At 52.8% G+C, this 20,744-nt stretch carries 22 protein-coding genes; 13 read left to right on the forward strand and 9 right to left on the reverse strand.

Features of this window, described 5'->3' with window-relative positions:
* Positions 1–505: 505 nt before the first annotated feature.
* Complete coding sequence (smpB, locus tag F0Q32_RS01800) at positions 506–988, reverse strand: SsrA-binding protein SmpB (RefSeq protein ID WP_015963347.1); 483 nt, start codon at positions 986–988, stop codon at positions 506–508.
* A 149-nt stretch (positions 989–1,137) separates the two neighbouring features.
* Here smpB and F0Q32_RS01805 point away from each other — a divergent pair, with 149 nt between their 5' ends.
* Entirely contained in the window at positions 1,138–1,575 is a 438-nt protein-coding gene (locus F0Q32_RS01805; protein WP_015963348.1) for a type II toxin-antitoxin system RatA family toxin, read from the forward strand.
* Positions 1,565–1,858, forward strand: coding sequence for an RnfH family protein (locus F0Q32_RS01810; protein ID WP_149461721.1), 294 nt, complete (start codon positions 1,565–1,567; stop codon positions 1,856–1,858). The genes F0Q32_RS01805 and F0Q32_RS01810 overlap by 11 nt, the downstream gene beginning before the upstream one ends.
* Positions 1,859–1,921: 63 nt before the next feature.
* Here the strand turns inward: F0Q32_RS01810 and bamE are convergent, their stop codons facing one another.
* From bamE to nadK, 3 genes are all read right to left on the reverse strand, one after another.
* Entirely contained in the window at positions 1,922–2,263 is a 342-nt protein-coding gene (bamE, locus tag F0Q32_RS01815) for an outer membrane protein assembly factor BamE (RefSeq protein ID WP_015963350.1), read from the reverse strand.
* A 149-nt stretch (positions 2,264–2,412) separates the two neighbouring features.
* Positions 2,413–4,074: a DNA repair protein RecN gene (gene recN / locus F0Q32_RS01820; protein ID WP_149461722.1), complete on the reverse strand. Its 1,662-nt coding sequence runs from the start codon at positions 4,072–4,074 to the stop codon at positions 2,413–2,415.
* 85 nt (positions 4,075–4,159) lie between these two features.
* Entirely contained in the window at positions 4,160–5,038 is an 879-nt protein-coding gene (nadK, locus tag F0Q32_RS01825; RefSeq protein ID WP_015963352.1) for an NAD(+) kinase, read from the reverse strand.
* Positions 5,039–5,161: 123 nt separating this feature from the next.
* Here nadK and grpE point away from each other — a divergent pair, with 123 nt between their 5' ends.
* On the forward strand, positions 5,162–5,755 hold the full coding sequence (gene grpE / locus F0Q32_RS01830) for a nucleotide exchange factor GrpE (protein ID WP_149461723.1): 594 nt from the start codon (positions 5,162–5,164) through the stop codon (positions 5,753–5,755).
* Between the two features lie 306 nt (positions 5,756–6,061).
* A complete protein-coding gene (locus F0Q32_RS01835) occupies positions 6,062–7,831 on the forward strand; it encodes an EAL domain-containing protein (protein WP_149461724.1) in 1,770 nt (589 codons plus the stop codon).
* Positions 7,832–7,861: 30 nt separating this feature from the next.
* Here the strand turns inward: F0Q32_RS01835 and F0Q32_RS01840 are convergent, their stop codons facing one another.
* Entirely contained in the window at positions 7,862–9,148 is a 1,287-nt protein-coding gene (locus F0Q32_RS01840) for an HlyC/CorC family transporter (protein ID WP_149461725.1), read from the reverse strand.
* A 20-nt stretch (positions 9,149–9,168) separates the two neighbouring features.
* On the reverse strand, positions 9,169–9,960 hold the full coding sequence (locus F0Q32_RS01845; RefSeq protein WP_149461726.1) for an inner membrane protein YpjD: 792 nt from the start codon (positions 9,958–9,960) through the stop codon (positions 9,169–9,171).
* A gap of 213 nt (positions 9,961–10,173) precedes the next feature.
* On the opposite strand from F0Q32_RS01845, the gene ffh reads away from it, so the two are divergent.
* The 7 genes from ffh (at position 10,174) to F0Q32_RS01880 (ending at position 15,739) form a co-directional block, all read left to right on the forward strand.
* Positions 10,174–11,535, forward strand: a complete 1,362-nt coding sequence (gene ffh / locus F0Q32_RS01850; RefSeq protein ID WP_149461727.1) for a signal recognition particle protein — start codon at positions 10,174–10,176, stop codon at positions 11,533–11,535.
* Positions 11,536–11,774: 239 nt separating this feature from the next.
* Positions 11,775–12,023: a 30S ribosomal protein S16 gene (gene rpsP / locus F0Q32_RS01855; protein WP_041686193.1), complete on the forward strand. Its 249-nt coding sequence runs from the start codon at positions 11,775–11,777 to the stop codon at positions 12,021–12,023.
* 18 nt (positions 12,024–12,041) lie between these two features.
* On the forward strand, positions 12,042–12,590 hold the full coding sequence (gene rimM, locus F0Q32_RS01860; RefSeq protein WP_015963359.1) for a ribosome maturation factor RimM: 549 nt from the start codon (positions 12,042–12,044) through the stop codon (positions 12,588–12,590).
* 30 nt (positions 12,591–12,620) lie between these two features.
* A complete protein-coding gene (gene trmD / locus F0Q32_RS01865) occupies positions 12,621–13,388 on the forward strand; it encodes a tRNA (guanosine(37)-N1)-methyltransferase TrmD (protein WP_015963360.1) in 768 nt (255 codons plus the stop codon).
* A gap of 44 nt (positions 13,389–13,432) precedes the next feature.
* The gene (rplS, locus tag F0Q32_RS01870; RefSeq protein WP_002914145.1) at positions 13,433–13,780 is read left to right on the forward strand and encodes a 50S ribosomal protein L19; all 348 of its coding nucleotides are present in this window, start codon (positions 13,433–13,435) and stop codon (positions 13,778–13,780) included.
* A gap of 132 nt (positions 13,781–13,912) precedes the next feature.
* Positions 13,913–14,311 carry a DUF2946 domain-containing protein gene (locus F0Q32_RS01875; RefSeq protein ID WP_149461728.1) on the forward strand — a complete coding sequence of 133 codons (399 nt, stop codon included), beginning with the start codon at positions 13,913–13,915 and terminating at the stop codon, positions 14,309–14,311.
* 57 nt (positions 14,312–14,368) lie between these two features.
* Positions 14,369–15,739: a PepSY domain-containing protein gene (locus F0Q32_RS01880; RefSeq protein ID WP_149461729.1), complete on the forward strand. Its 1,371-nt coding sequence runs from the start codon at positions 14,369–14,371 to the stop codon at positions 15,737–15,739.
* Positions 15,740–15,742: 3 nt separating this feature from the next.
* Here F0Q32_RS01880 and F0Q32_RS01885 read toward each other — a convergent pair whose 3' ends face one another.
* Genes F0Q32_RS01885 through F0Q32_RS01895 form a run of 3 tightly spaced genes read right to left on the reverse strand, consistent with a single transcriptional unit; the run spans position 15,743 to position 18,024 of the window.
* Positions 15,743–16,225 (reverse strand): OmpA family protein, encoded by a 483-nt coding sequence (locus tag F0Q32_RS01885; RefSeq protein WP_149461730.1) that lies wholly within the window; start codon positions 16,223–16,225, stop codon positions 15,743–15,745.
* 16 nt (positions 16,226–16,241) lie between these two features.
* Complete coding sequence (dgcN, locus tag F0Q32_RS01890) at positions 16,242–17,462, reverse strand: diguanylate cyclase DgcN (protein WP_015963364.1); 1,221 nt, start codon at positions 17,460–17,462, stop codon at positions 16,242–16,244.
* On the reverse strand, positions 17,455–18,024 hold the full coding sequence (locus F0Q32_RS01895) for a YfiR family protein (protein WP_149461731.1): 570 nt from the start codon (positions 18,022–18,024) through the stop codon (positions 17,455–17,457). Before F0Q32_RS01895 ends, dgcN begins: the two co-directional genes overlap by 8 nt.
* A 436-nt stretch (positions 18,025–18,460) precedes the next feature.
* On the opposite strand from F0Q32_RS01895, the gene aroF reads away from it, so the two are divergent.
* Positions 18,461–19,531, forward strand: a complete 1,071-nt coding sequence (aroF, locus tag F0Q32_RS01900) for a 3-deoxy-7-phosphoheptulonate synthase AroF (protein WP_149461732.1) — start codon at positions 18,461–18,463, stop codon at positions 19,529–19,531.
* Between the two features lie 9 nt (positions 19,532–19,540).
* On the forward strand, positions 19,541–20,662 hold the full coding sequence (gene tyrA, locus F0Q32_RS01905; protein WP_149461733.1) for a bifunctional chorismate mutase/prephenate dehydrogenase: 1,122 nt from the start codon (positions 19,541–19,543) through the stop codon (positions 20,660–20,662).
* Positions 20,663–20,744: the final 82 nt, after the last annotated feature.

Raw genomic sequence — 20,744 nt, forward strand, 5'->3', positions numbered from 1 at the left:
CCAGCATTTTATGAAAGGTTAATAGTGCTTTTGTTCGTGTGGTTTTTAGCGTGAAAAGCAGGTTCACCATTTTTTAACACCATGAATTTGTATGTTTTTATATTTTCTCTGTCGCAGAGTAACAGTTTGTGATTTTAGGTAAGTCACCGGAAACTGGTGCAAAAAAAGCGACAAAAAGCCGTTTTTAGGAAATGTCTGAATTCATATTTCAGAGCTTTTTCATTATTAATTTGATGAAAATCATGAATGGAAAATATGATATATCCGTGATCGCGCGCGTAATTGATACATTAACGGGATTGTTTTTTATTGATGGTTAAGGGATTCAACAATATAAAATATATTATGAAATTACGTCATGAATTAATCAGAACAGAGAAGTTGCTGAGGAGAATATATTCTTTGAAGTGGGAAAATTAACTGTTGTGATTCAGGAAGGTACATTGGTGGGGAAAGTTTTATGACAAACACCCGTACCTTTTCAGGCTACGGGTGTATAACGTTTTTAGCGCCCGGCGTTTTTCATGATGCGAGCTTTGTCCAGCTTCCACTCGCGATCTTTCACATCGTTACGCTTATCGTGTTGCTGCTTACCTTTTGCCACGCCGATTTTGACTTTGCACCAGGCATTCTTCCAGTACAGTGACAGGGCAACGACCGTGTACCCGTCGCGGTTGATCTGGCCGATAAGGGTATCCAGTTCACGCTGATTCAGTAACAGTTTACGGGTACGCGTTGGATCGCAAACGTAATGGGATGACGCGACCGTCAGCGGCGTGAAGTTTGCGCCAAAGAGGTAGGCTTCGCCATCTTTCAGGATCACGTAGCTATCGCCAATGTTGGCTTTACCGGCTCGCAGGGATTTTACTTCCCAGCCCTGCAGCGCGAGGCCCGCTTCGTACTCTTCTTCGATAAAGTAATCGTGGCGGGCGCGTTTGTTCAGCGCAATGGTGGCCGATCCAGGTTTGTGTGCTTTTTTCTTAGTCATAATATCCTGAAGTCATCGCAGTTCGTACACATCTGCCTCAAGCTCCCGCGAGGCGCAATGCGCTATCTTAGCACGAGTTGCCGCGGAACGTTTTTTTTAACCGTAGATAAATGATACTATTTAGCCCGTGTTCGAACATGGAAATTGCTATGCCTCAGATTAGCCGTACTGCGCTGGTGCCCTATAGCGCGGAGCAAATGTATACCCTCGTCAACGACGTTAATGCTTATCCTGATTTCTTACCCGGCTGCACCGGAAGTCGCGTGCTGGAGTCGGGCCCGACGCAAATGACGGCGGCGGTGGACGTGTCGAAGGCCGGTATCAGCAAGACGTTCACGACGCGGAATATCCTTACCAGCAACCAGAGCATTTTGATGCAACTGGTGGATGGGCCATTTAAAAAACTGATTGGTGGCTGGAAGTTTATCCCGCTCAGTCAGGATGCCTGTAAAATCGAGTTCCACCTTGATTTCGAATTTACCAATAAGCTGATTGAGATGGCCTTTGGCCGCATCTTCAAAGAGCTGGCGCTGAATATGGTTCAGGCATTCACGATGCGCGCCAGAGAGGTTTACAGTGCCGGGTAAGATTGTGGTTGAAGTGGCCTACGCGCTGCCGCAAAAACAGTATTTGCAACGTGTGACGCTGGAAGAGGGCGCCACTGTCAAGCAGGCGATTCTGGCGAGCGGCATTCTGACGCTGCGTGACGATATCGATCTTGCGAAGAACAAAGTGGGTATCTATAGCCGCCCGGTGAAATTACAGGACGTGGTGCAGGATGGCGACAGGGTTGAGATTTATCGCCCGCTGATTGCCGATCCGAAAGAACTGCGTCGCCAGCGAGCGGAGAAGTCAGCCGGCAAAGCCTGATGCCACACTTCAGCCGCCAGAAACAAAAAAAGCGCTCAGTGAGCGCTTTTTTATTGCCTGAACTTACTCGCCGGTCAGCGCAGGTTTGTTATCAATGTTGGTCAGCACACCGCTGCTATTGAAGGTGAGTGTCAGCGTCTGCTGCGTCACTTTTTCATGACCAGGCTGCTGGCGGAACACGTAGAACCAGGTATTAGTGCCGAATGGATCGGACATCATAGGCGTACCTAATGCATAAGCGACCTGTTGTTGGGTCATGCCGATGCGGATTTTTGAAATATCGTTAGGTGCCAGATAGTTTCCCTGATTGATGTCAGGACGGTATACCACTCGCTCCAGAGTGGAACAGCCTGCGGTCAACATCAGAAGAACCGCTGCGGCAGCAGTCAGCGTTTTACAGCGCATAGTGATTTCATTCCTTTTCGGGCCCGAGCAGTACGCGGCTCATATGTAATATGCCGATGATAATAGACCTGACGTCAGTTTAAAACCTTTTGCTGCCAGGTCACACGGCGTTTTTATTTTGAACTCAGACTCCTGGGATACGAAAAAGTTTACGCTGCCAGCAACTCTTTCGCGTTTGCCAGCGTGTTTCGCGTGACTTCGCTGCCGCCGAGCAGGCGTGCCAGCTCCTGCAACCGCGCGCGTTTATCCAGCGGCTGCATGTGCGTTTCAGTCATTTCACCGTCGGTTTCTTTGCTGACAAAGAAGTGGTGATGACCACAACCGGCCACCTGCGGCAAGTGAGTGACACACATGACCTGCGTGGATTCGCCAAGCTGACGCAGCAAGCGCCCGACAACGGCGGCGGTCGGGCCGCTGATACCCACGTCCACTTCATCGAAGATGAGCGCCGGGGTTTCCATTTTACGCGCGGTAATCACCTGAATAGCCAGCGCGATACGCGACAACTCACCGCCGGAGGCCACTTTAGCAATAGGCTGGAGCGGCTGGCCCGGGTTGGTGGTGACGCGAAACTCAATGCGGTCTGCGCCGTCGGCCGTGAGGTGCTGTTCTTCAAAGCTGACGTCGATGGTAAAGATGCCGTGCGGCATAGAGAGCGCATGCATGCTGTCGGTAATAAGCCCCGCCAGTTCCTGTGCGCTGTTGAGGCGCAAAGTATGAAGCTGACGCGCGGTTTCCAGCGCCAGTTCGTGGTGGCGTGATACCGCGTGTTTCAGGGTTTCCAGCGAGTCGCTTTGATCGTCAAGCTGCTGCTGCTCATCAAGCAGCGACTGATAGAAGTCGGGCAGCGCTTCGGGTGAAATATGGTGTTTACGCGCCAGCGCGATTTGCCGCGACAGGCGTTGTTCCAGTTCATACAGGCGATTCGGGTCGAGATCGAGGCGGTCACAGTAGTGACGCAGCTCATCGCTGGCTTCGCTTAGCTGAATGGACGCTTCTTCCAGCATATCGAGTACGCTGGCGAGTTTGTTGTCCATGCCGACCAGCTCAGTGGTGAGCTGTTTTGCAGTGTAGAGCTGGCTTAGCAGGTTGGCGTCTTCACCGTCAGCCAGCAGCGCCAGCGCATGCTGGCTGGTGGAGAGCAGTTGCCCACTGTTCGCCAGACGCTTGTACTCTTCGTCGATTTGCTCGTATTCGCCCGGCTGCGGGTTGAACTCGATAAGTTCTTTAAGCTGATAATGCAGCAGTTCGGCGCGCGCGGCGCGTTCCTGACTTTGCTGCTGATGCTGCGCTAAATCGCGGCAGCTTTGATGCCACAGATGATAATGCTCAGCCATCTGGCGCGTAAGGGTGGATTCGCCGGCATAGCCGTCGAGCAGGGTTTTCTGATGTTCGGGTTTGACCAGAAGCTGGTGCGCGTGCTGACCATGGATTTGAATCAGCAACTGGCCCAGTTCGCGAAGCTGCGACAGCGGAACGGCGGTGCCATTGATAAAGCCACGTGAGCGCCCGTCGCTGCTGATGACGCGGCGTAGCAGACATTCGCGGCCATCTTCAAGCTGGTTTTCTTCAAGCCAGCGCAACGCGGCGGGCGTGTCTTTCAGGGCAAAGCGAGCACAGAGGTCGGCACGGCTGGCACCCGCACGCACCATGTCGCCTTCCGCGCGGCCACCCAGGCACAGACCGAGGGCATCGATAGCAATAGATTTACCGGCCCCGGTTTCACCGGTGATGGCCGTCATGCCGCCGTTAAAGTCGATTTCAAGTTCACGAACGATTGCAAAGTTGCTGATGGTCAGTTGTGCCAACATAGCTGCTTTCCTGTATGAAAAACCATAACTGTGTTTTCATACAGTATAAACTGGTTTTTTATACAGTAAAGTGCTGTTGGCAAATTTAAAACAATTTTTTTGACCAGCCGAGCTTGGTGCTTAATGTATTGAAATAGCTGTAATCTTTCGGGTGTATCAGATTCAGGTGATAATCACTGCGACGAATCAATACATCTTCCCCTTCCTGAATCGGCAAGGCAATCTGGCTGTCACAGCTGATCTCCAGGTCATTACGGCGATGCGAGAAACGCAGTCGGATGGTGCTGCTGCTGTTAATCACCAGCGGACGCGCCGAGAGCGTGTGCGGGAACATGGGCACCAGGGTGATGGCATCCAGCGATGGCGTCAGAATTGGGCCGCCTGCCGAAAGGGAGTAGGCGGTAGAACCGGTCGGCGTCGAGATAATCAGGCCATCGGAGCGCTGCGAGAAGGCAAAGGTTTCATCAATATACACCTCGAACTCAATCATATGCGCCACTTTGCCCGGATGCAGAACCACTTCATTAATGGCGGTGCTGATGCGCTTCTGGCAATCCTGCTGGCATACCTGCGCTTCCAGCAGGAAACGTTTCTCGGTGATGTAATTGCCTTCCAGTACGTCGGCTAATTGTTGATGGGCGTTGTCCGGGTCGAGGTCGGTCAGGAAGCCGAGGTTGCCACGGTTAATACCGATCACTTTAATATCGTAGCGTGCCAGGGTGCGCGCCGCGCCCAGCATATTGCCATCGCCGCCCACGACCACCGCAAGACAGGCCTTCTGGCCAATTTCTGCCAGCGTGCCGGTTTGTACGTTCTCTAGCTTCAGCTCTTTAGCAATCTGGCGTTCAACAATCACTTCGTAGCCTTTGGTGCTCAGCCAGCGATAGAGCATTTCATGAGTGGTCAGGGCGGTCGGATGGCGAGGGTGCCCTACGATACCGATGCACTTGAAATGATTGTTCATTTTCTGAAGGTCCTTGTGCCGAAGATTGATGACAATGTGAGAGCTTCCCTTGAAACGCGGAATCTTATCCCCATAATAAGCCAAGTTAGCGAGATGATTGCGAAAAAAAACGCGGAGAAATTCATGAGCAGTAAAGAACAGAAAACGCCTGAGGGGCAAGCCCCGGAAGAAATTATCACGGAACAGCATGATGACGTTGAAGCTGTAGAGTCTGACGCGTCTGCTGAGCAGGTGGATCCGCGCGATGAAAAAATTGCGAATCTGGAAGCACAGTTAGCGGAATCCCAGACACGTGAGCGTGACGGTGTGTTGCGTATCAAAGCGGAAATGGAAAACCTGCGTCGCCGTACTGAACTCGACATCGAAAAGGCGCACAAATTTGCGCTGGAAAAATTCGTCAACGAACTGCTGCCGGTACTGGATAGCCTGGACCGCGCGCTGGAAGTAGCGAACAAAGACAATACCGATATGGCGGCGATGATCGAAGGTATCGAATTGACCCGTAAATCCATGCTCGACGTGGTGGGTAAATTCGGCGTTCAGGTCGTTGATGCGATCGACGTGCCGATGGACCCGAACGTACACCAGGCGATTGCGATGGTGGAATCTGAAGACATCGCGCCGGGTAACGTACTGATGGTAATGCAGAAAGGCTATACGCTGAACGGACGTACCATCCGCGCAGCGATGGTTTCCGTCGCGAAAGCGAAAGCGTAACCGCCCAGTTGCCCTGTTCCAGAAGCCCTCTTCATGAGGGCTTCAGATTGATGACAAAGTGCGATTTGTTCTTGCCAGATGCGGCGTAAACGCCTTATCCAGCCTACAAAATAATGCAAATTCAATATATTGCAGAAACCAGGTAGGCCTGATAAGCGTAGCGCATCAGGCAATGTTGCGTTTGTCGCCAGTCTCAAGCCCTCCTCGTGAGGGCTTTTTACTTTCGAAGGCTTAGGCCTGATATTTGTCCGCCGTTGCGGGCGTTTTATACTGCCTCTTCACAGGCTCACATGAAGAGGGACATTTATGCTGGAGTCGGATGTAAAGACCCGAGCACTTCCCCCCGATGAGGTGGGGGTTTTAGTACGTCAGGATAAAACGCGCGACGATGTTCTTCGTCATTTCTTGCAACTCACCACATCACTTTTCCATATGCCAGCGGGTTACATTTCTGTGCTGGATGACAAGACGCGCAATGTGATTGTATCGCATCAGATTTCGATGGCACCGAAGCCAAGACAGTTCACATTCTGCCAGTATGTTGTAGATACCCAAAAGCCGGTCATTGTCCCCGATACGCTGCAGGATGCACGTTTTTGTGAGCACCCAATGGTGGTGGGCGACCCTGGGTTACGCTTTTACGCGGGGATGCCGCTGACCTTTAAAAATGGCTGCACAATGGGAACCTATTGCGTGGTCGATACGGTTCCTCGCGATTTAACCTGCGAAGAGTTGACCTCATTGACCTTCATTGCAGAACTGGTTTCCAGCTTTATTGAGTCATGGCTGGATGTCGCGTTGACCGATCTCAATAGTGGCCTGCCAAACATGCATCAGTTGATCAATGATTTGCAGGATGAATCGTTTGCGGAAGAGTGCCCCGGCAATTCGTTGATGGTGATTGAGTGCATTGGTGTGACGCAATCTGATGATATCGCCCGGGTGATGGGCACCAGTCGGCTTAACACGCTGGTGAGGGATATTAGTCAGGCGCTGCTGCGGGTGTTGCAACTTTCGCGGTGCGAAAAGCTGTATATGCTGAGTGCCGGGCGCTTTGCACTCTATTCAAAACCACTCACACCGTCCGATCGCCAGCGTCGTGAACAGCAGTTAATGGCCCTGCAGGCGCATCTCTCTGATGCTGTCACTATTGATTTAAAGATTTATGTCGGCGAAACGGCGATTACATTGCCTATCTGTTCCGGACATGAAATTCTGCGCCAGGCTGAGAGCGCGCTGTATGAAGCCCGGCACAACCGGCTACGTTGGGGTATTTATAATCAGGACGACGATTGCCGTCGTAACGAAGACTTTTATCTGCTCAACGACCTGACCGAGGCTATTCGTAAAGATCGCGGGCTCTATCTGGTCTGGCAACCGAAGGTGTCGCTTCCTTCCGGGCACCCCGTCGCGCTTGAGGCTCTGATCCGCTGGAATCACTCGGAGCGCGGGATTATTCCCCCAGGAAGTTTTCTGCCGCTAATTGAGAACACCAGCCTGATGGTTGAGCTCACCGATTGGGTCATTGATCACGCTATTAGCCAACTGGCTGAGTGGAAAAGGAAAGATATTACATTACCTGCCTCGATTAACATCAGCGTGCTGGATCTCAAGCGCGAAAACTTTACCCGGCGCTTGCTGGAGAAAATGACACAGGCTGGGTTGATGAACAGCATGCTGGGTGTTGAATGTCTGGAAACGGAAAAACTGTTGGCCAGTTCTCAGGTGCTGGAAGAGTTACGTTTGCTGCGTAAGTATGGTTTTACGGTCTCACTGGATGATTTTGGCGCGGGTTACAGCAACCTCAATTATCTGCTGCGTATTCCGCTCGATACGATCAAGCTGGATAAATCACTGATTGACGATCTACTCAAAGAGCCTTCGCGACGCGTCATTGTGCGTAACGTTATTCGCATGCTGAAAGAGCTGGGTTACCGGGTGCTGGCGGAAGGGGTGGAAGATGAATCTACCGCGCGGATTATCAGTGACTATGCCTGCGATGAAGCGCAGGGCTATTTCTTTGCGCGTCCTAAAACGGCGGCACAACTGGAAGCGTGGCTGGAGAAGTGGATGTAACAACGGCCCCGAGGGGCCGTTATAATGTTATCAGGACTGGACGCTCTCTCGCAGGGGCTTCACTGGCATTACCTTGACCTGTTTGATCATGTTGTCCTGTACGTCGAGAATATCAATATCGTACTGGTCAATGCGCACGCGAGTACCGGCCGCCGGGATCTCTTCCAGCGCTTCGAGGATCATGCCGTTAATGGTACGCGCTTCGTCTTCCGGCATATGCCAGTTAAAGGCTTTGTTGAGTTCACGGACGTTGGCGCTGCCTTCAATGATGACCGAGCCGTCATTCTGCGGCGTCACTTCTTCCGCCAGGGTGGGGGACATCGATGTGGTGAAGTCGCCGACAATCTCTTCGAGAATATCTTCGACCGTTACCAGCCCCTGAATATCGCCATATTCATCAACCACCAGGCCGACTTTCTTTTTATTACGCTGGAATTTTACCAGTTGAACGCTGAGCGGCGTGCCTTCCGGCACATAGTAAATTTCATCGGCGGCGCGCAGCATCACCTCTTTAGTGAACTCTTTTTTCTCCTGCATTAAGCGCCAGGCTTCGCGCACGCGCAGCATGCTGATGGCATCGTCCAGCGAGTCGCGATACAGCACGATGCGTCCGTGTGGAGAATGGGTGAGCTGACGAACAATCGACTTCCAGTCATCGTTGATGTCGATACCGACGATTTCATTGCGCGGCACCATAATGTCATCGACGCTCACTTTTTCGAGATCCAGTACCGACAGCAACATGTCCTGATTGCGGCGCGAGATTTGCGATCGTGATTCATTCACCAGAGTACGCAGTTCATCTTTGCTCAACGAGCTGCTCATCACGGTGTCGGTTTTTATCCCCATCATGCGCATCAGCAGGCGGGTGATCATATTGAGCAGCCACACCAGCGGCATCATCAGAATTTGTAACGGGGCGAGCAGGACACTGCTGGGGTAGGCCACTTTCTCCGGGTAGAGCGCGGCAATGGTTTTTGGCAATACTTCAGCAAATACCAGTACCACAAAAGTCAGGACACCGGTGGCAATCGCCACGCCCGCATCGCCATAAAGACGCATCCCGACAATGGTGCCCAGCGCGGAGGCCAGAATGTTGACCAGGTTATTGCCAATCAGCACCAGGCTAATTAAGCGATCTGGCTTACGCAGCAGTTTTTCAACGCGCTTCGCCTGGCGATTGCCTTGCTTGGCAAGATGGCGCAGACGATAGCGGTTGAGCGTCATCATGCCTGTCTCCGAACCGGAGAAATAGGCGGAGATGACCACCATAATGATCAGTGTGACGATCAGTGTGGTGGTGGAGATATGTTCCAAAAGGTGTTCCTTAGTTGTGTCTAGCCGACAAGCTGTTGAATGACCCGGCTACCGAAATAGGCCATGGTCAGAATGCCCGCGCCAGCGACGTTAAACCACACGACGCGGCGTCCACGCCATCCTTCATGATAGTGGCCCCACAGCAGCACGATGTAGACAAACCAGGCCACGATAGAGAGCACGGCTTTGTCGATGTTTTCCATGCTAAAGAGGTTATGCATGTAAAACAGGCCGGTGCACAGGGTCAGTGTAAGCAACACCACGCCTACCTGCGTGATATGAAACATTTTACGTTCAATGCTCATCAGCGGCGGCATTTCGTGGCTGAAGGCCAGCTTTTTGTTTTTCAACTGGTAGTCAATCCACGCGAGTTGAAGGGCGTATAGCGCGGCGATAATCAGCGTCGCATAGGCGAACAACGACAGGCCGATATGCACCATCATGCCCGGCGTGGCCTCCAGATGGGTGATGTATTCATTTGGGACAAAGGTCGCAAACGCCAGATTAATTAACGCAAAAGCGTACACAATCGGCAGCAGCAGCCAGCCGCGATTGCGTGAGGCGACAATTGTCATCACCGTACAAATCATCAAACTGACCAGCGACCCCACATTGAGCAGGCTCAGATTTTGACCATTCTCGCCGCCGGGTAAAATGCGTGCTTCCAGCGCGAAAGCGTGGCAGATCAGCGCGATAACGGCAGAAAGAATAGCCATACGCCGCCAGCCGCTGTTTTTTTGCAGCAAACCGGGGATGATCAGCGCCAGGCTGATGGAGTAGGCGACAAGCGCGAGCAGGGCAAAAACGGGCATAGAGTGTGTCGGCAATCGTCAATAGAGTGTAAGAAGGGCAGTATATACGCAAAATCATTCGAGTTGTATCAAGGCGCGGGGCGTTGGGCAAAACATCGGGCGCTTTGCGCTAAACCGCGGCATCACAACTCGGGCGCTGTCGTGTTATACTCCGGCAAATTTCTAATTTTGTGTCGCACAGCGACCAACCGTTTCCACCTTAGGCGAGAGACAATGTTTGATAATTTAACCGATCGTTTGTCACAGACGCTGCGTAACATCAGCGGCCGTGGCCGCCTCACCGAAGACAACGTTAAAGAGACGCTGCGCGAAGTGCGCATGGCGCTGCTGGAAGCTGACGTCGCGTTGCCGGTGGTGCGTGAGTTTATCAACCGCGTAAAAGAGAAAGCGGTTGGTCATGAAGTTAACAAAAGCCTGACGCCGGGTCAGGAGTTCGTCAAAATCGTCCGTAACGAACTGGTTTCGGCGATGGGTGAAGAGAACCAGACGCTGAATCTGGCCGCACAGCCGCCAGCTGTAGTGCTGATGGCGGGTTTGCAGGGTGCCGGTAAAACAACCAGCGTCGGTAAGCTCGGTAAATTCCTGCGCGAGAAGCACAAAAAGAAAGTGCTGGTGGTGTCCGCCGACGTTTATCGCCCGGCGGCGATCAAACAGCTTGAAACACTTGCTGAACAGGTTGGTGTGGATTTCTTCCCGTCTGATGTCGGCCAGAAACCTATCGACATTGTTAATGGCGCACTGAAAGAAGCGAAGCTGAAATTCTACGACGTGCTGCTGGTGGATACCGCCGGTCGTCTGCACGTAGACGAAGCGATGATGGACGAAATCAAACAGGTGCATGCCGCGATTAATCCGGTTGAAACCCTGTTTGTTGTCGATGCCATGACCGGTCAGGATGCCGCAAATACCGCGAAGGCCTTCAACGAAGCGCTGCCGCTGACCGGCGTGGTGCTGACCAAAGTCGACGGTGACGCTCGTGGCGGTGCGGCGCTCTCTATTCGTCACATCACCGGCAAACCGATTAAATTCCTCGGTGTCGGCGAGAAAACCGAAGCGCTGGAGCCGTTCCACCCGGATCGTATCGCTTCCCGTATCCTCGGCATGGGCGACGTGCTGTCGCTTATCGAAGATATCGAAAGCAAGGTTGACCGCGCGCAGGCTGAGAAACTGGCCTCCAAACTGAAAAAAGGCGACGGCTTCGACCTGACCGACTTCCTGGAACAGCTGCGCCAGATGAAAAACATGGGCGGCATGGCCAGCCTGATGGGCAAACTGCCGGGCATGGGCCAGATCCCTGACAACGTAAAAGCGCAGATGGATGACAAAGTGCTGGTGCGTATGGAAGCCATCATCAACTCCATGACCCTGAAAGAGCGCGCGAAGCCGGAAATCATTAAAGGTTCCCGTAAACGCCGTATTGCTGCCGGTTGCGGTATGCAGGTTCAGGACGTCAACCGCCTTCTGAAACAGTTCGACGACATGCAGCGCATGATGAAGAAAATGAAGAAAGGCGGCATGGCGAAGATGATGCGCGGGATGAAAGGGATGATGCCCCCAGGCTTCCCAGGCCGCTAATACGCGTCATAATTCGAGCCGCAGATGCGTTGGCTGCGTTCGCTCACCCCGGTCACGTACTAATGTACGCTCCCGGGGATTTGCTAACTTGCCGCCTTCCTGCAACTCGAATTATCTAGCGTATTGTAGTTTTGAATTGATTTTTGCCCAAAAATGAGTAAAATTTTCGGGCTTTTAATATGACACCGGGCCCCTTCCCTCGATGGGGCCCGGTTGTTCTATTCACACAAGAGGATGTTATGGTAACTATTCGTTTAGCTCGTCACGGCGCTAAAAAGCGTCCGTTCTACCAGGTTGTTGTGACTGACAGCCGTAATGCACGTAACGGTCGCTTCATCGAGCGCGTTGGTTTCTTCAACCCGATCGCTAGCGAAAAAGAAGAAGGCACTCGCCTGGATCTGGATCGCATCGAGCACTGGGTTGGCCAGGGCGCAACTATCTCTGATCGCGTATCTGCGCTGATCAAAGAAGCTAAAAAAGCAGCTTAATCTGTCACGGTGGTCATGATGAGCAAGCAACTCACCGCACAGGCACCTGTTGATCCCATCGTATTGGGCAAAATGGGTTCTTCCTACGGTATCCGTGGTTGGCTCAGAGTGTTTTCCTCCACCGAAGACGCCGAAAGCATTTTTGACTATCAGCCCTGGTTAATCCAGAAGGCGGGTCAGTGGCAGGTTGTTGAGCTGGAAAGCTGGCGCCACCACAATCAGGACATCATCATTAAGCTGAAAGGCGTTGATGATCGCGATACTGCGAATCTGCTGACTAATTGCGAAATTATCGTCGATTCATCGCAGTTGCCGAAACTGGAAGAGGGTGATTACTACTGGAAAGACCTGATGGGCTGCCAGGTAGTCACAACCGAAGGTTACGATCTCGGTAAAGTCATCGATATGATGGAAACCGGTTCGAATGACGTTCTCGTCATTAAGGCAAACCTGAAAGATGCATTTGGTATCAAGGAGCGGTTGGTTCCGTTCCTCGATGGGCAGGTTATCAAGAAAGTCGATCTCGCTACTCGTTCAATCGAAGTAGATTGGGATCCTGGTTTTTAAACCACCGGATAAACGGTAAAAGACGGCGCTATGTGGATTGGCATAATTAGCCTGTTTCCTGAAATGTTCCGCGCAATTACCGATTACGGGGTAACTGGCCGGGCAGTAAAAAATGGCCTGCTGAGCATCCAGAGCTGGAGTCCTCGTGACTTCACGCATGACCGGCACCGTACCGTGGACGATCGTCCTTACGGCGGCGGACCGGGGATGTTAATGATGGTGCAACCTTTACGGGATGCCATCAATGCAGCAAAAGCCGCGGCAGGTGAAGGCGCAAAGGTGATTTATCTGTCACCTCAGGGACGCAAGCTTGATCAAGCAGGCGTCAGCGAACTGGCAACGAATCAGAAACTGATTCTGGTGTGTGGTCGCTACGAAGGTATTGATGAGCGCGTGATTCAGACCGAAATTGATGAAGAATGGTCAATCGGCGATTACGTTCTCAGCGGTGGTGAGTTACCGGCAATGACGCTGATTGACTCTGTTTCCCGGTTCATTCCGGGTGTACTGGGTCACGAAGCATCGGCAACGGAAGATTCCTTTGCTGACGGGTTGCTGGATTGCCCCCACTATACGCGTCCTGAAGTGTTAGAAGGAATGGAAGTACCGCCAGTATTGCTGTCGGGGAACCATGCCGAGATACGTCGCTGGCGTTTGAAACAGTCGCTGGGCCGCTCCTGGCTTAGAAGACCTGAACTTCTGGAAAACCTGGCTCTGACTGAAGAGCAAGCAAGGTTGCTGGCGGAGTTCCAAAAGGAGCACGCACAACAGCAACATAAACATGATGGGCAAGCGTAATACGCGCCCGATATATCAGTTTACCCAGGATAAGAGATTAAATTATGAGCAACATTATTAAGCAACTTGAACAAGAACAGATGAAGCAGGACGTACCTTCCTTCCGTCCGGGTGATACCGTGGAAGTGAAAGTATGGGTTGTTGAAGGTTCCAAAAAACGTCTGCAGGCATTCGAGGGCGTGGTTATCGCTATTCGTAACCGCGGTCTGCACTCTGCATTCACTGTTCGCAAAATTTCCAACGGCGAAGGCGTTGAGCGTGTCTTCCAGACTCACTCTCCGGTTGTTGACAGCATTGCTGTTAAACGTCGTGGTGCTGTGCGTAAAGCTAAACTGTACTACCTGCGTGAACGTACTGGTAAGTCTGCTCGTATCAAAGAGCGTCTTAACTAAGATTCGCGTAAGCGACATCCTGTTAGAAAAGGGCTGGCCGAAAGGCTGGCCCTTTTTTTTCGCGCCTGGCACTCCGTGTTAACTGTTTTGAGATAATTCATTTACAATACACGCTCCTTATCGGAGGGTATTGTGAGCAGCAATCGGTTTCATGGTGTAGCGCTAAAACGGCACGCGGCCTGGTTCGCGTTGTTCGCTATTGCGTTGATTATCGTGGCCCCGCTTATCTCCGTGTCGCTGCAAAAAGATCCGATGAGCGCGATGCCTGGAATGCACCATGCAATGAGTATGGATGCAGAGCATCACTCCTCTTCCCAGAGTATGCCAGTCGACCATGCCGAAGCCTGCGGCTACTGCGTTTTACTGGCGCATGTGCCGGGGCTGATTCTGGCGCTGGTTATTTTGCTGTGTGGGCTGCTGTTGCGCTGCCGTGTCAGGCTGGCGCGGCCTGCGGTTAAACACTGGCACTATTTCCCCTGGCTCTTTCCTGATACCCGCGCGCCGCCAGGCCTGTCTGCTTTTTCCTGTTAAAAAATAATAAATGGCGTCAATGCGCCGCGACTCTTTTCGTCTGCATTAAGGAAAAGTATGACAACCTGCACCTCACGGGCGGCATGGGTACACCTGCTGCGTCGCCTGCATTTTTTTATTGGTCTGTTTGTTGGGCCGTTTATCTTCGTGGCGGCGTTAACCGGCACGCTGTATGTCGCCACGCCACAGCTGGAAAATAGGCTCTACCAGCACGCACTGCACGGCACGATGAGCGCCGGGCGCCTTCCGCTTGCCGATCAAATCGCGGTTGCGCAGCAGGCCTCCGGTGGTGAACTTCGTCTGCATGCGGTTCGTCCGGCGTTGACTGCCGGGGAAACCACCCGCGTGATGTTCGCCGATCCTTCGCTCGGCGAGTCTGAAAGCCGTGCCATTTTTATCGACCCGGTGACGCTGGCCGTCACGGGCGATATGACCGTCTACGGCACCAGCGGTATATTGCCGCTGCGTCAGTGGATTGATTACGCCCACCGTTCATTACTGTTGGGTGATGTGGGGCGACTCTACAGCGAGCTGGCGGCATCATGGATGTGGGTGGCGGCGCTGGGCGGTATTGCGCTGTGGGCCGTTACCCGACCAAAACGCCGTGTTAATAACCGCTTCCAGAACACGCGTCGTGTGCATGTCACGCTTGGCTGGCTACTGCTGGCGGGGATGCTGCTCTTCTCCGCAACCGGGCTGACCTGGTCACAGTGGGCGGGTGGCAACGTCGATAAAATGCGCGCGGCATTCGGCTGGATGACGCCGCAGGTGAATACGCAGCTGCACGGCAAAATGGAAATGGCAGACCCGCATGCGGAGCATAAAGGCCATATGGCGGCCATGCCTGGCATGTCGTTGCCGGTTATCGCCGGAGAAAAGTTTGATTCCGTACTGGCTGCGGCACAGCGAGCGGGTATTGATGCGTCTTTACTGGAGATTCGCCCGCCGCGCAGTGAGGATCGCGCCTGGACGGTAACGGAAATTGACCGTCGTTGGCCGACCCAGGTGGATGCCGTTGCGGTAGATGGCACATCGCTTGCGATCCTCGACCGCACGCGTTTTGCTGATTTCCCACTGATGGCGAAGCTGACCCGCTGGGGTGTCGATTTCCATATGGGGATTTTATTGGGTTTGCCTAACCAACTGCTGTTGATCGCTTTCGGGTTGGCGCTGTGCGTGGCGATCCTGATGGGATATCGACTCTGGTGGATCAAGCGTCCGGCGCAGGCAGTAGCAGATCCGCTTCAGACCTTGTCTCAGAGCTGGCTGGCGTTATCCTGGGCCGGTCGCCTTATGACGTTGGGGGTTGCTGTCCTGTTTGGGTTCGCGCTACCGGTGATGGGCGTCAGTCTGTTGCTGTTTGTGGTCATTGACTGGCTGCGCTGGAGGAGTCATCAGGGAGCGACTCAAACGCAGCCAGTACAATAAGCCTTAAGGGGCGCTGATCACCACCGCGACGCGGCGGTTTTCGGCGCGCCCTTGCGAGGTTTTATTGCTGGCAACCGGGTATTTCTGCCCCAGCCCCTGAGTGGTCAGATTGCTGCGCGGGATGCGCGCGCCTTCTGCCCAGCTATCGGCTACGGCGTTGGCGCGTTTCAGGGAAAGGGCTTCGTTATAGCTCGCTTCCCCGTAGTTATCCGTGTGTCCGTCCATGCGCAAATGCGTGATCCCGGTTGATGCCAGGCGTGCGGCCATGGTGTGGATTTGCTGCTGGCTATCAGCACGCAGGTGGAAATCGTTTTTGTCGAACAGAATGGTATCAGAGAGGCCGAGTGACCAGTCTCCATTGGTTTCGCTAAAACCGTATGATTTCATGGCGGCAACCTGCTCTGGCGTAAATTTCCCCTGCGGGGCCTGACAGCCTGCCAGCAGAGTGGTCGATAGCAACGCGGCGGCGATGTAACGCTTTAACATTCTCTTTCCTTGCTTCTCATAATGAGTTTTTGGAACGCTGATTTTTCATGACATACATGTTCTTATCGGCAAGTTCCTGTAAATCTTCGACGGAATTATGTTCCCACGTTAAGGCATAGCCGACGCTCAGTGACAGCGGCACATAATGCCCATTGCGTAAATCAAAGGGGCGAATGAACTGCTGCGACAGCGCGGCGCAGATCCGCTGGACTTCATCTTCGCTGTTCACACCCGATAAAATAACCGCAAACTCATCGCCGCCCAGACGATACGCCGCATGGCGATTCCCGCTGAACTCCATCAACCGCTTCGCCGCGTCGATCAACACGCAATCGCCTGCGGCGTGGCCCCAGGTATCATTGATGCGTTTAAAGTTGTCGCCATCGAGGAACAGTAGCGCCGAGCTGGCTTTCATCTGCGGGTTATCCATCAGCGAGGCAATGCGGCTACGAAACGCTGCGCGGTTGGGCAGACCGGTCAGCGCATCATGCAGCGCGGTGCGCAGGAGCTGGGCATTTTTGGCCTGTAGCTTGAGCTGCCACTCCTCCATTTCGTCCAGCAGGCTGTTGAAATCGAGGGCGAAACGGTGAAATTCATCAATGCGTTCGGCGCTGACGCGGCGAGAGAAGTTACGATTCGTGCGCACATCATGCACCACATCGGTAATGCTTTGCAGGGCGGTGACCACGCCTTCGTGCAGATGGCGCGTAATAAGCAGAGCAACCGCTGATGCAAAGACGATACAGGCGGTCAGGACGCCAAGTGATAACCAGATAAAATGGCTGATCAAACTGTCGCGGGCCGTTAAGCGTAACTCACCAATGGTCTGGCCGTTGTAAGTGATGGGCTGCGTGACAGGTAAAGGAAATAACCATTGGCTGACTAATCTGTTCAGCGTGTCCCGCTCGGCAGACGCATTGTAATGCCAGTACGCAAAACGCTTATTGCCGGTGCTCACCACTTCTGCGGTGGCGAAATGACCCTGCTTGCCCAGCATCGCCAGTGTTTCATTGGCGGCGGTATTGTCCTTAAAGACCAGTGCAGCTTCCAGGCTATGACTCATGGTCGAACCGGTCAGCTCAAGATTTTTCTGCGCGTACTGCTTCAACGTCACAATGGATGCGCCGCACAATAGCAGCCAAATCAGCGTCATGGTAATAAATACGCTGGTGACGCTAATACGCCGGAGCGTGCGCTTAAACGTTGGGCGCGGTGGGGTTGAATAGTCCTTATTCATGATTCTTATTCCGTGCGAGCATCAAAACATCCGGATTGACCCTGACACCGCTACGAGAAAGGGAATCGAGGTTTACAGCGAATGTCACTTTATCGGTATTGAATAGCAGACAGAAGGAACTGCCAATACGACATTCGGCGTTTTGTTCGGAAATTAATAATGTTGGCCTCGCGTTAAGCATATTTTGTAATTCCACCTGTTGTTCAGGTGATTCCGAGCCAAAATAGACAGCAGCACAGCCAGCGCTAAGAACATCCTGGCGGGAATGCACCATTACCGGGTGATAGGTAACGGGCGGCTCCTCGGCTGCGCGCAACGCATCGCGATAACGCGCGGTGCTAAAAATGCAGAGCGTTGGCGGTTGATGAGGCTGCGGCCAGCGGGTGTAACTAATAATACCGGAAACCATTGAACGCACCGATTTCTCTCTATCAGTTAGTGCAGTGGCAAAAAGAGATCTACTAAGAGAAAAAAATATCAATACCAGCAAAAGCGGGTATAAAAGTTTTAAGACCGGGTTGCTCATCGGAATCCGCCGTAAAGCTTTGATTTCTGCGTCCATAATTTCTCAGTGCAGACTATCATTTTTCACCTGACCCGTCATTAGATCGTGAAATGGATTACGTATTAGTTAAGTTAAATCTCAGATGAATGATTTGGTGGCGATCACATGCCTGGAAATAAATATATTAAAAGTAAGGATATCTCTTAGTTAATTGATTTTTCAGGCACTCAGTTTGCAATTACAGAGATGTTAAGCAGACATGGCATGCGGGTGAGCCAGTTATCGCCACGATCGCGGTTATCAGAGGGTTAACATCAGTAGGTGTTGGTTGTAATGATATGTTTACAGCATGAAATGGTTAAAATTGCCTGATATAGGTGTGTGTAAAGTAATATTTACGGAATTTGGATTGAAATCTTTACTTTTTATGATATTGTTATTTCACCTCACCGAGGAAACCACTATCGCAAACGAGCTATACAGGTAAGCCACCATGCAAAAAGACGCGCTGAATAACGTACATATTACCGATGAACAAATTCTGATCACCCCAGAACAACTGAAAGCGGAATTCCCGCTGAGTGCTGAACAGGAAGCGCAAATCGCGCAGTCACGTAAAACCATCTCTGACATCATCGCCGGGCGCGATCCTCGTCTGCTGGTTGTCTGTGGCCCGTGCTCGATTCACTGCCCTGAAACGGCCATCGAATATGCTCGTCGATTTAAAAGCCTTGCCGAGGAGGTCAGCGATAGCCTCTACCTGGTGATGCGCGTCTATTTTGAAAAACCACGTACGACCGTTGGCTGGAAAGGTCTGATCAACGATCCGCACATGGACGGCTCGTTTGATGTGGAAGGCGGCCTGAAAATTGCGCGTCGTCTGTTGGTGGAACTGGTTAACATGGGCCTGCCGCTGGCAACAGAAGCGCTGGACCCGAACAGCCCGCAATACCTGGGCGATCTGTTTAGCTGGTCTGCAATCGGTGCGCGTACCACCGAATCACAAACTCACCGTGAAATGGCCTCGGGTCTTTCTATGCCGGTAGGCTTTAAAAACGGCACCGATGGCTCACTGGCGACCGCGATTAACGCCATGCGCGCGGCTGCCATGCCGCACCGTTTTGTGGGGATCAATCAGGCCGGCCAGGTTTGCTTACTGCAAACGCAGGGTAACCCGGATGGTCATGTGATTCTGCGCGGCGGTAAATCGCCGAACTACGGGCCAGAAGATGTTGCCCAGTGCGAAAAAGAGATGGAACAGGCGGGACTGAAACCGTCGCTGATGGTAGATTGCAGCCATGGTAATTCCAATAAAGACTACCGCCGTCAGCCTGCGGTGGCGGAATCCGTTGTCGCTCAGATCAAAGACGGTAACCGTTCGATTATCGGCCTGATGATTGAAAGCAACATTCACGAAGGCAATCAGTCTTCTGAACAGCCGCGCGGTGATATGAAGTACGGCGTTTCGGTGACCGATGCCTGCATCAGTTGGGAAACCACCGATGCGCTGCTGCGTGAGTTAGACAAGGATTTACGTGGCCATCTGGCAGCACGACTGGCGTAAGAGGATTGTATGGTTGCTGAACTGACCGCGCTGCGCGATCAAATTGATGAAGTGGATAAGGCGTTGCTGGGTTTACTGGCACGTCGCCTTGAACTGGTGGCTGAAGTTGGCGAGGTCAAAAGCAAATATGGCCTGCCGATTTATGTTCCCGAGCGTGAAGCGACGATGCTTGCCTCGCGTCGGGAAGAGGCCGCATCGATTGGCGTTCCGCCCGATTTGATTGAAGATGTCCTGCGTCGCGTGATGCGTGAGTCGTACTCCAGCGAAAACGACAAAGGCTTCAAAACGCTGCATCCTGAGCTGCGCCCTGTCGTTATCGTCGGCGGTGGCGGGCAGATGGGGCGGTTGTTCGAAAAAATGCTTAATCTGTCCGGCTACCAGGTTCGCATTCTCGAACGCGACGACTGGTCGCGCGCGCAGGAGATTGTTGCCGGTGCGGGCATGGTGATCGTCAGCGTGCCGATTCATGTCACCGAGCAGATCATCGCGAAGCTGCCGCCGTTGCCTGCCGACTGCATTCTGGTTGACCTGGCGTCGGTGAAAGCCGGGCCGTTACAGGCGATGCTGGAAGCGCATCCGGGACCGGTTGTCGGTCTACACCCGATGTTCGGGCCAGACAGCGGCAGCCTGGCGAAACAGGTTGTGGTGTACTGTGACGGGCGTCAGCCGGAAGCGTACCAGTGGTTCCTTGAGCAAATTCAGGTTTGGGGGGCGCGTCTGCATCGCATCAGCGCTGTCGAGCATGATCAGAACATGGCCTTTATTCAGGCGCTGCGCCACTTCGCGACCTTTGCTTACGGCCTGCATCTGGCGGAAGAGAATGTGCAACTGGAACAGTTGCTGGCACTCTCTTCGCCTATCTATCGCCTGGAACTGGCGATGGTTGGCCGACTGTTTGCCCAGGATCCGCAGCTTTACGCCGACATTATTATGTCTTCCGGCAATAATCTGGCGCTGATTAAGCGTTACTACCAACGTTTTGGTGAGGCCATCAGCCTGCTGGAGCAGGGTGATAAACAGGCATTTATCGACAGCTTCCGCAAAGTGGAGCACTGGTTTGGTGATTACGCACAGCGCTTCCAGAGTGAAAGTCGCACCCTGCTGCGCCAGGCCAACGACAGTCGCGCCTAAGAGCGTCGTCACACATAGCGGCAATAAATTCTGTATATACTTAAAAGCCAGAGGGGGAACCCGCTGGCTTTTTTTATAGGGA

It is taken from the genome of Pseudocitrobacter sp. 73 (genome assembly GCF_008369545.1).
Taxonomy (GTDB): domain Bacteria; phylum Pseudomonadota; class Gammaproteobacteria; order Enterobacterales; family Enterobacteriaceae; genus Pseudocitrobacter; species Pseudocitrobacter vendiensis.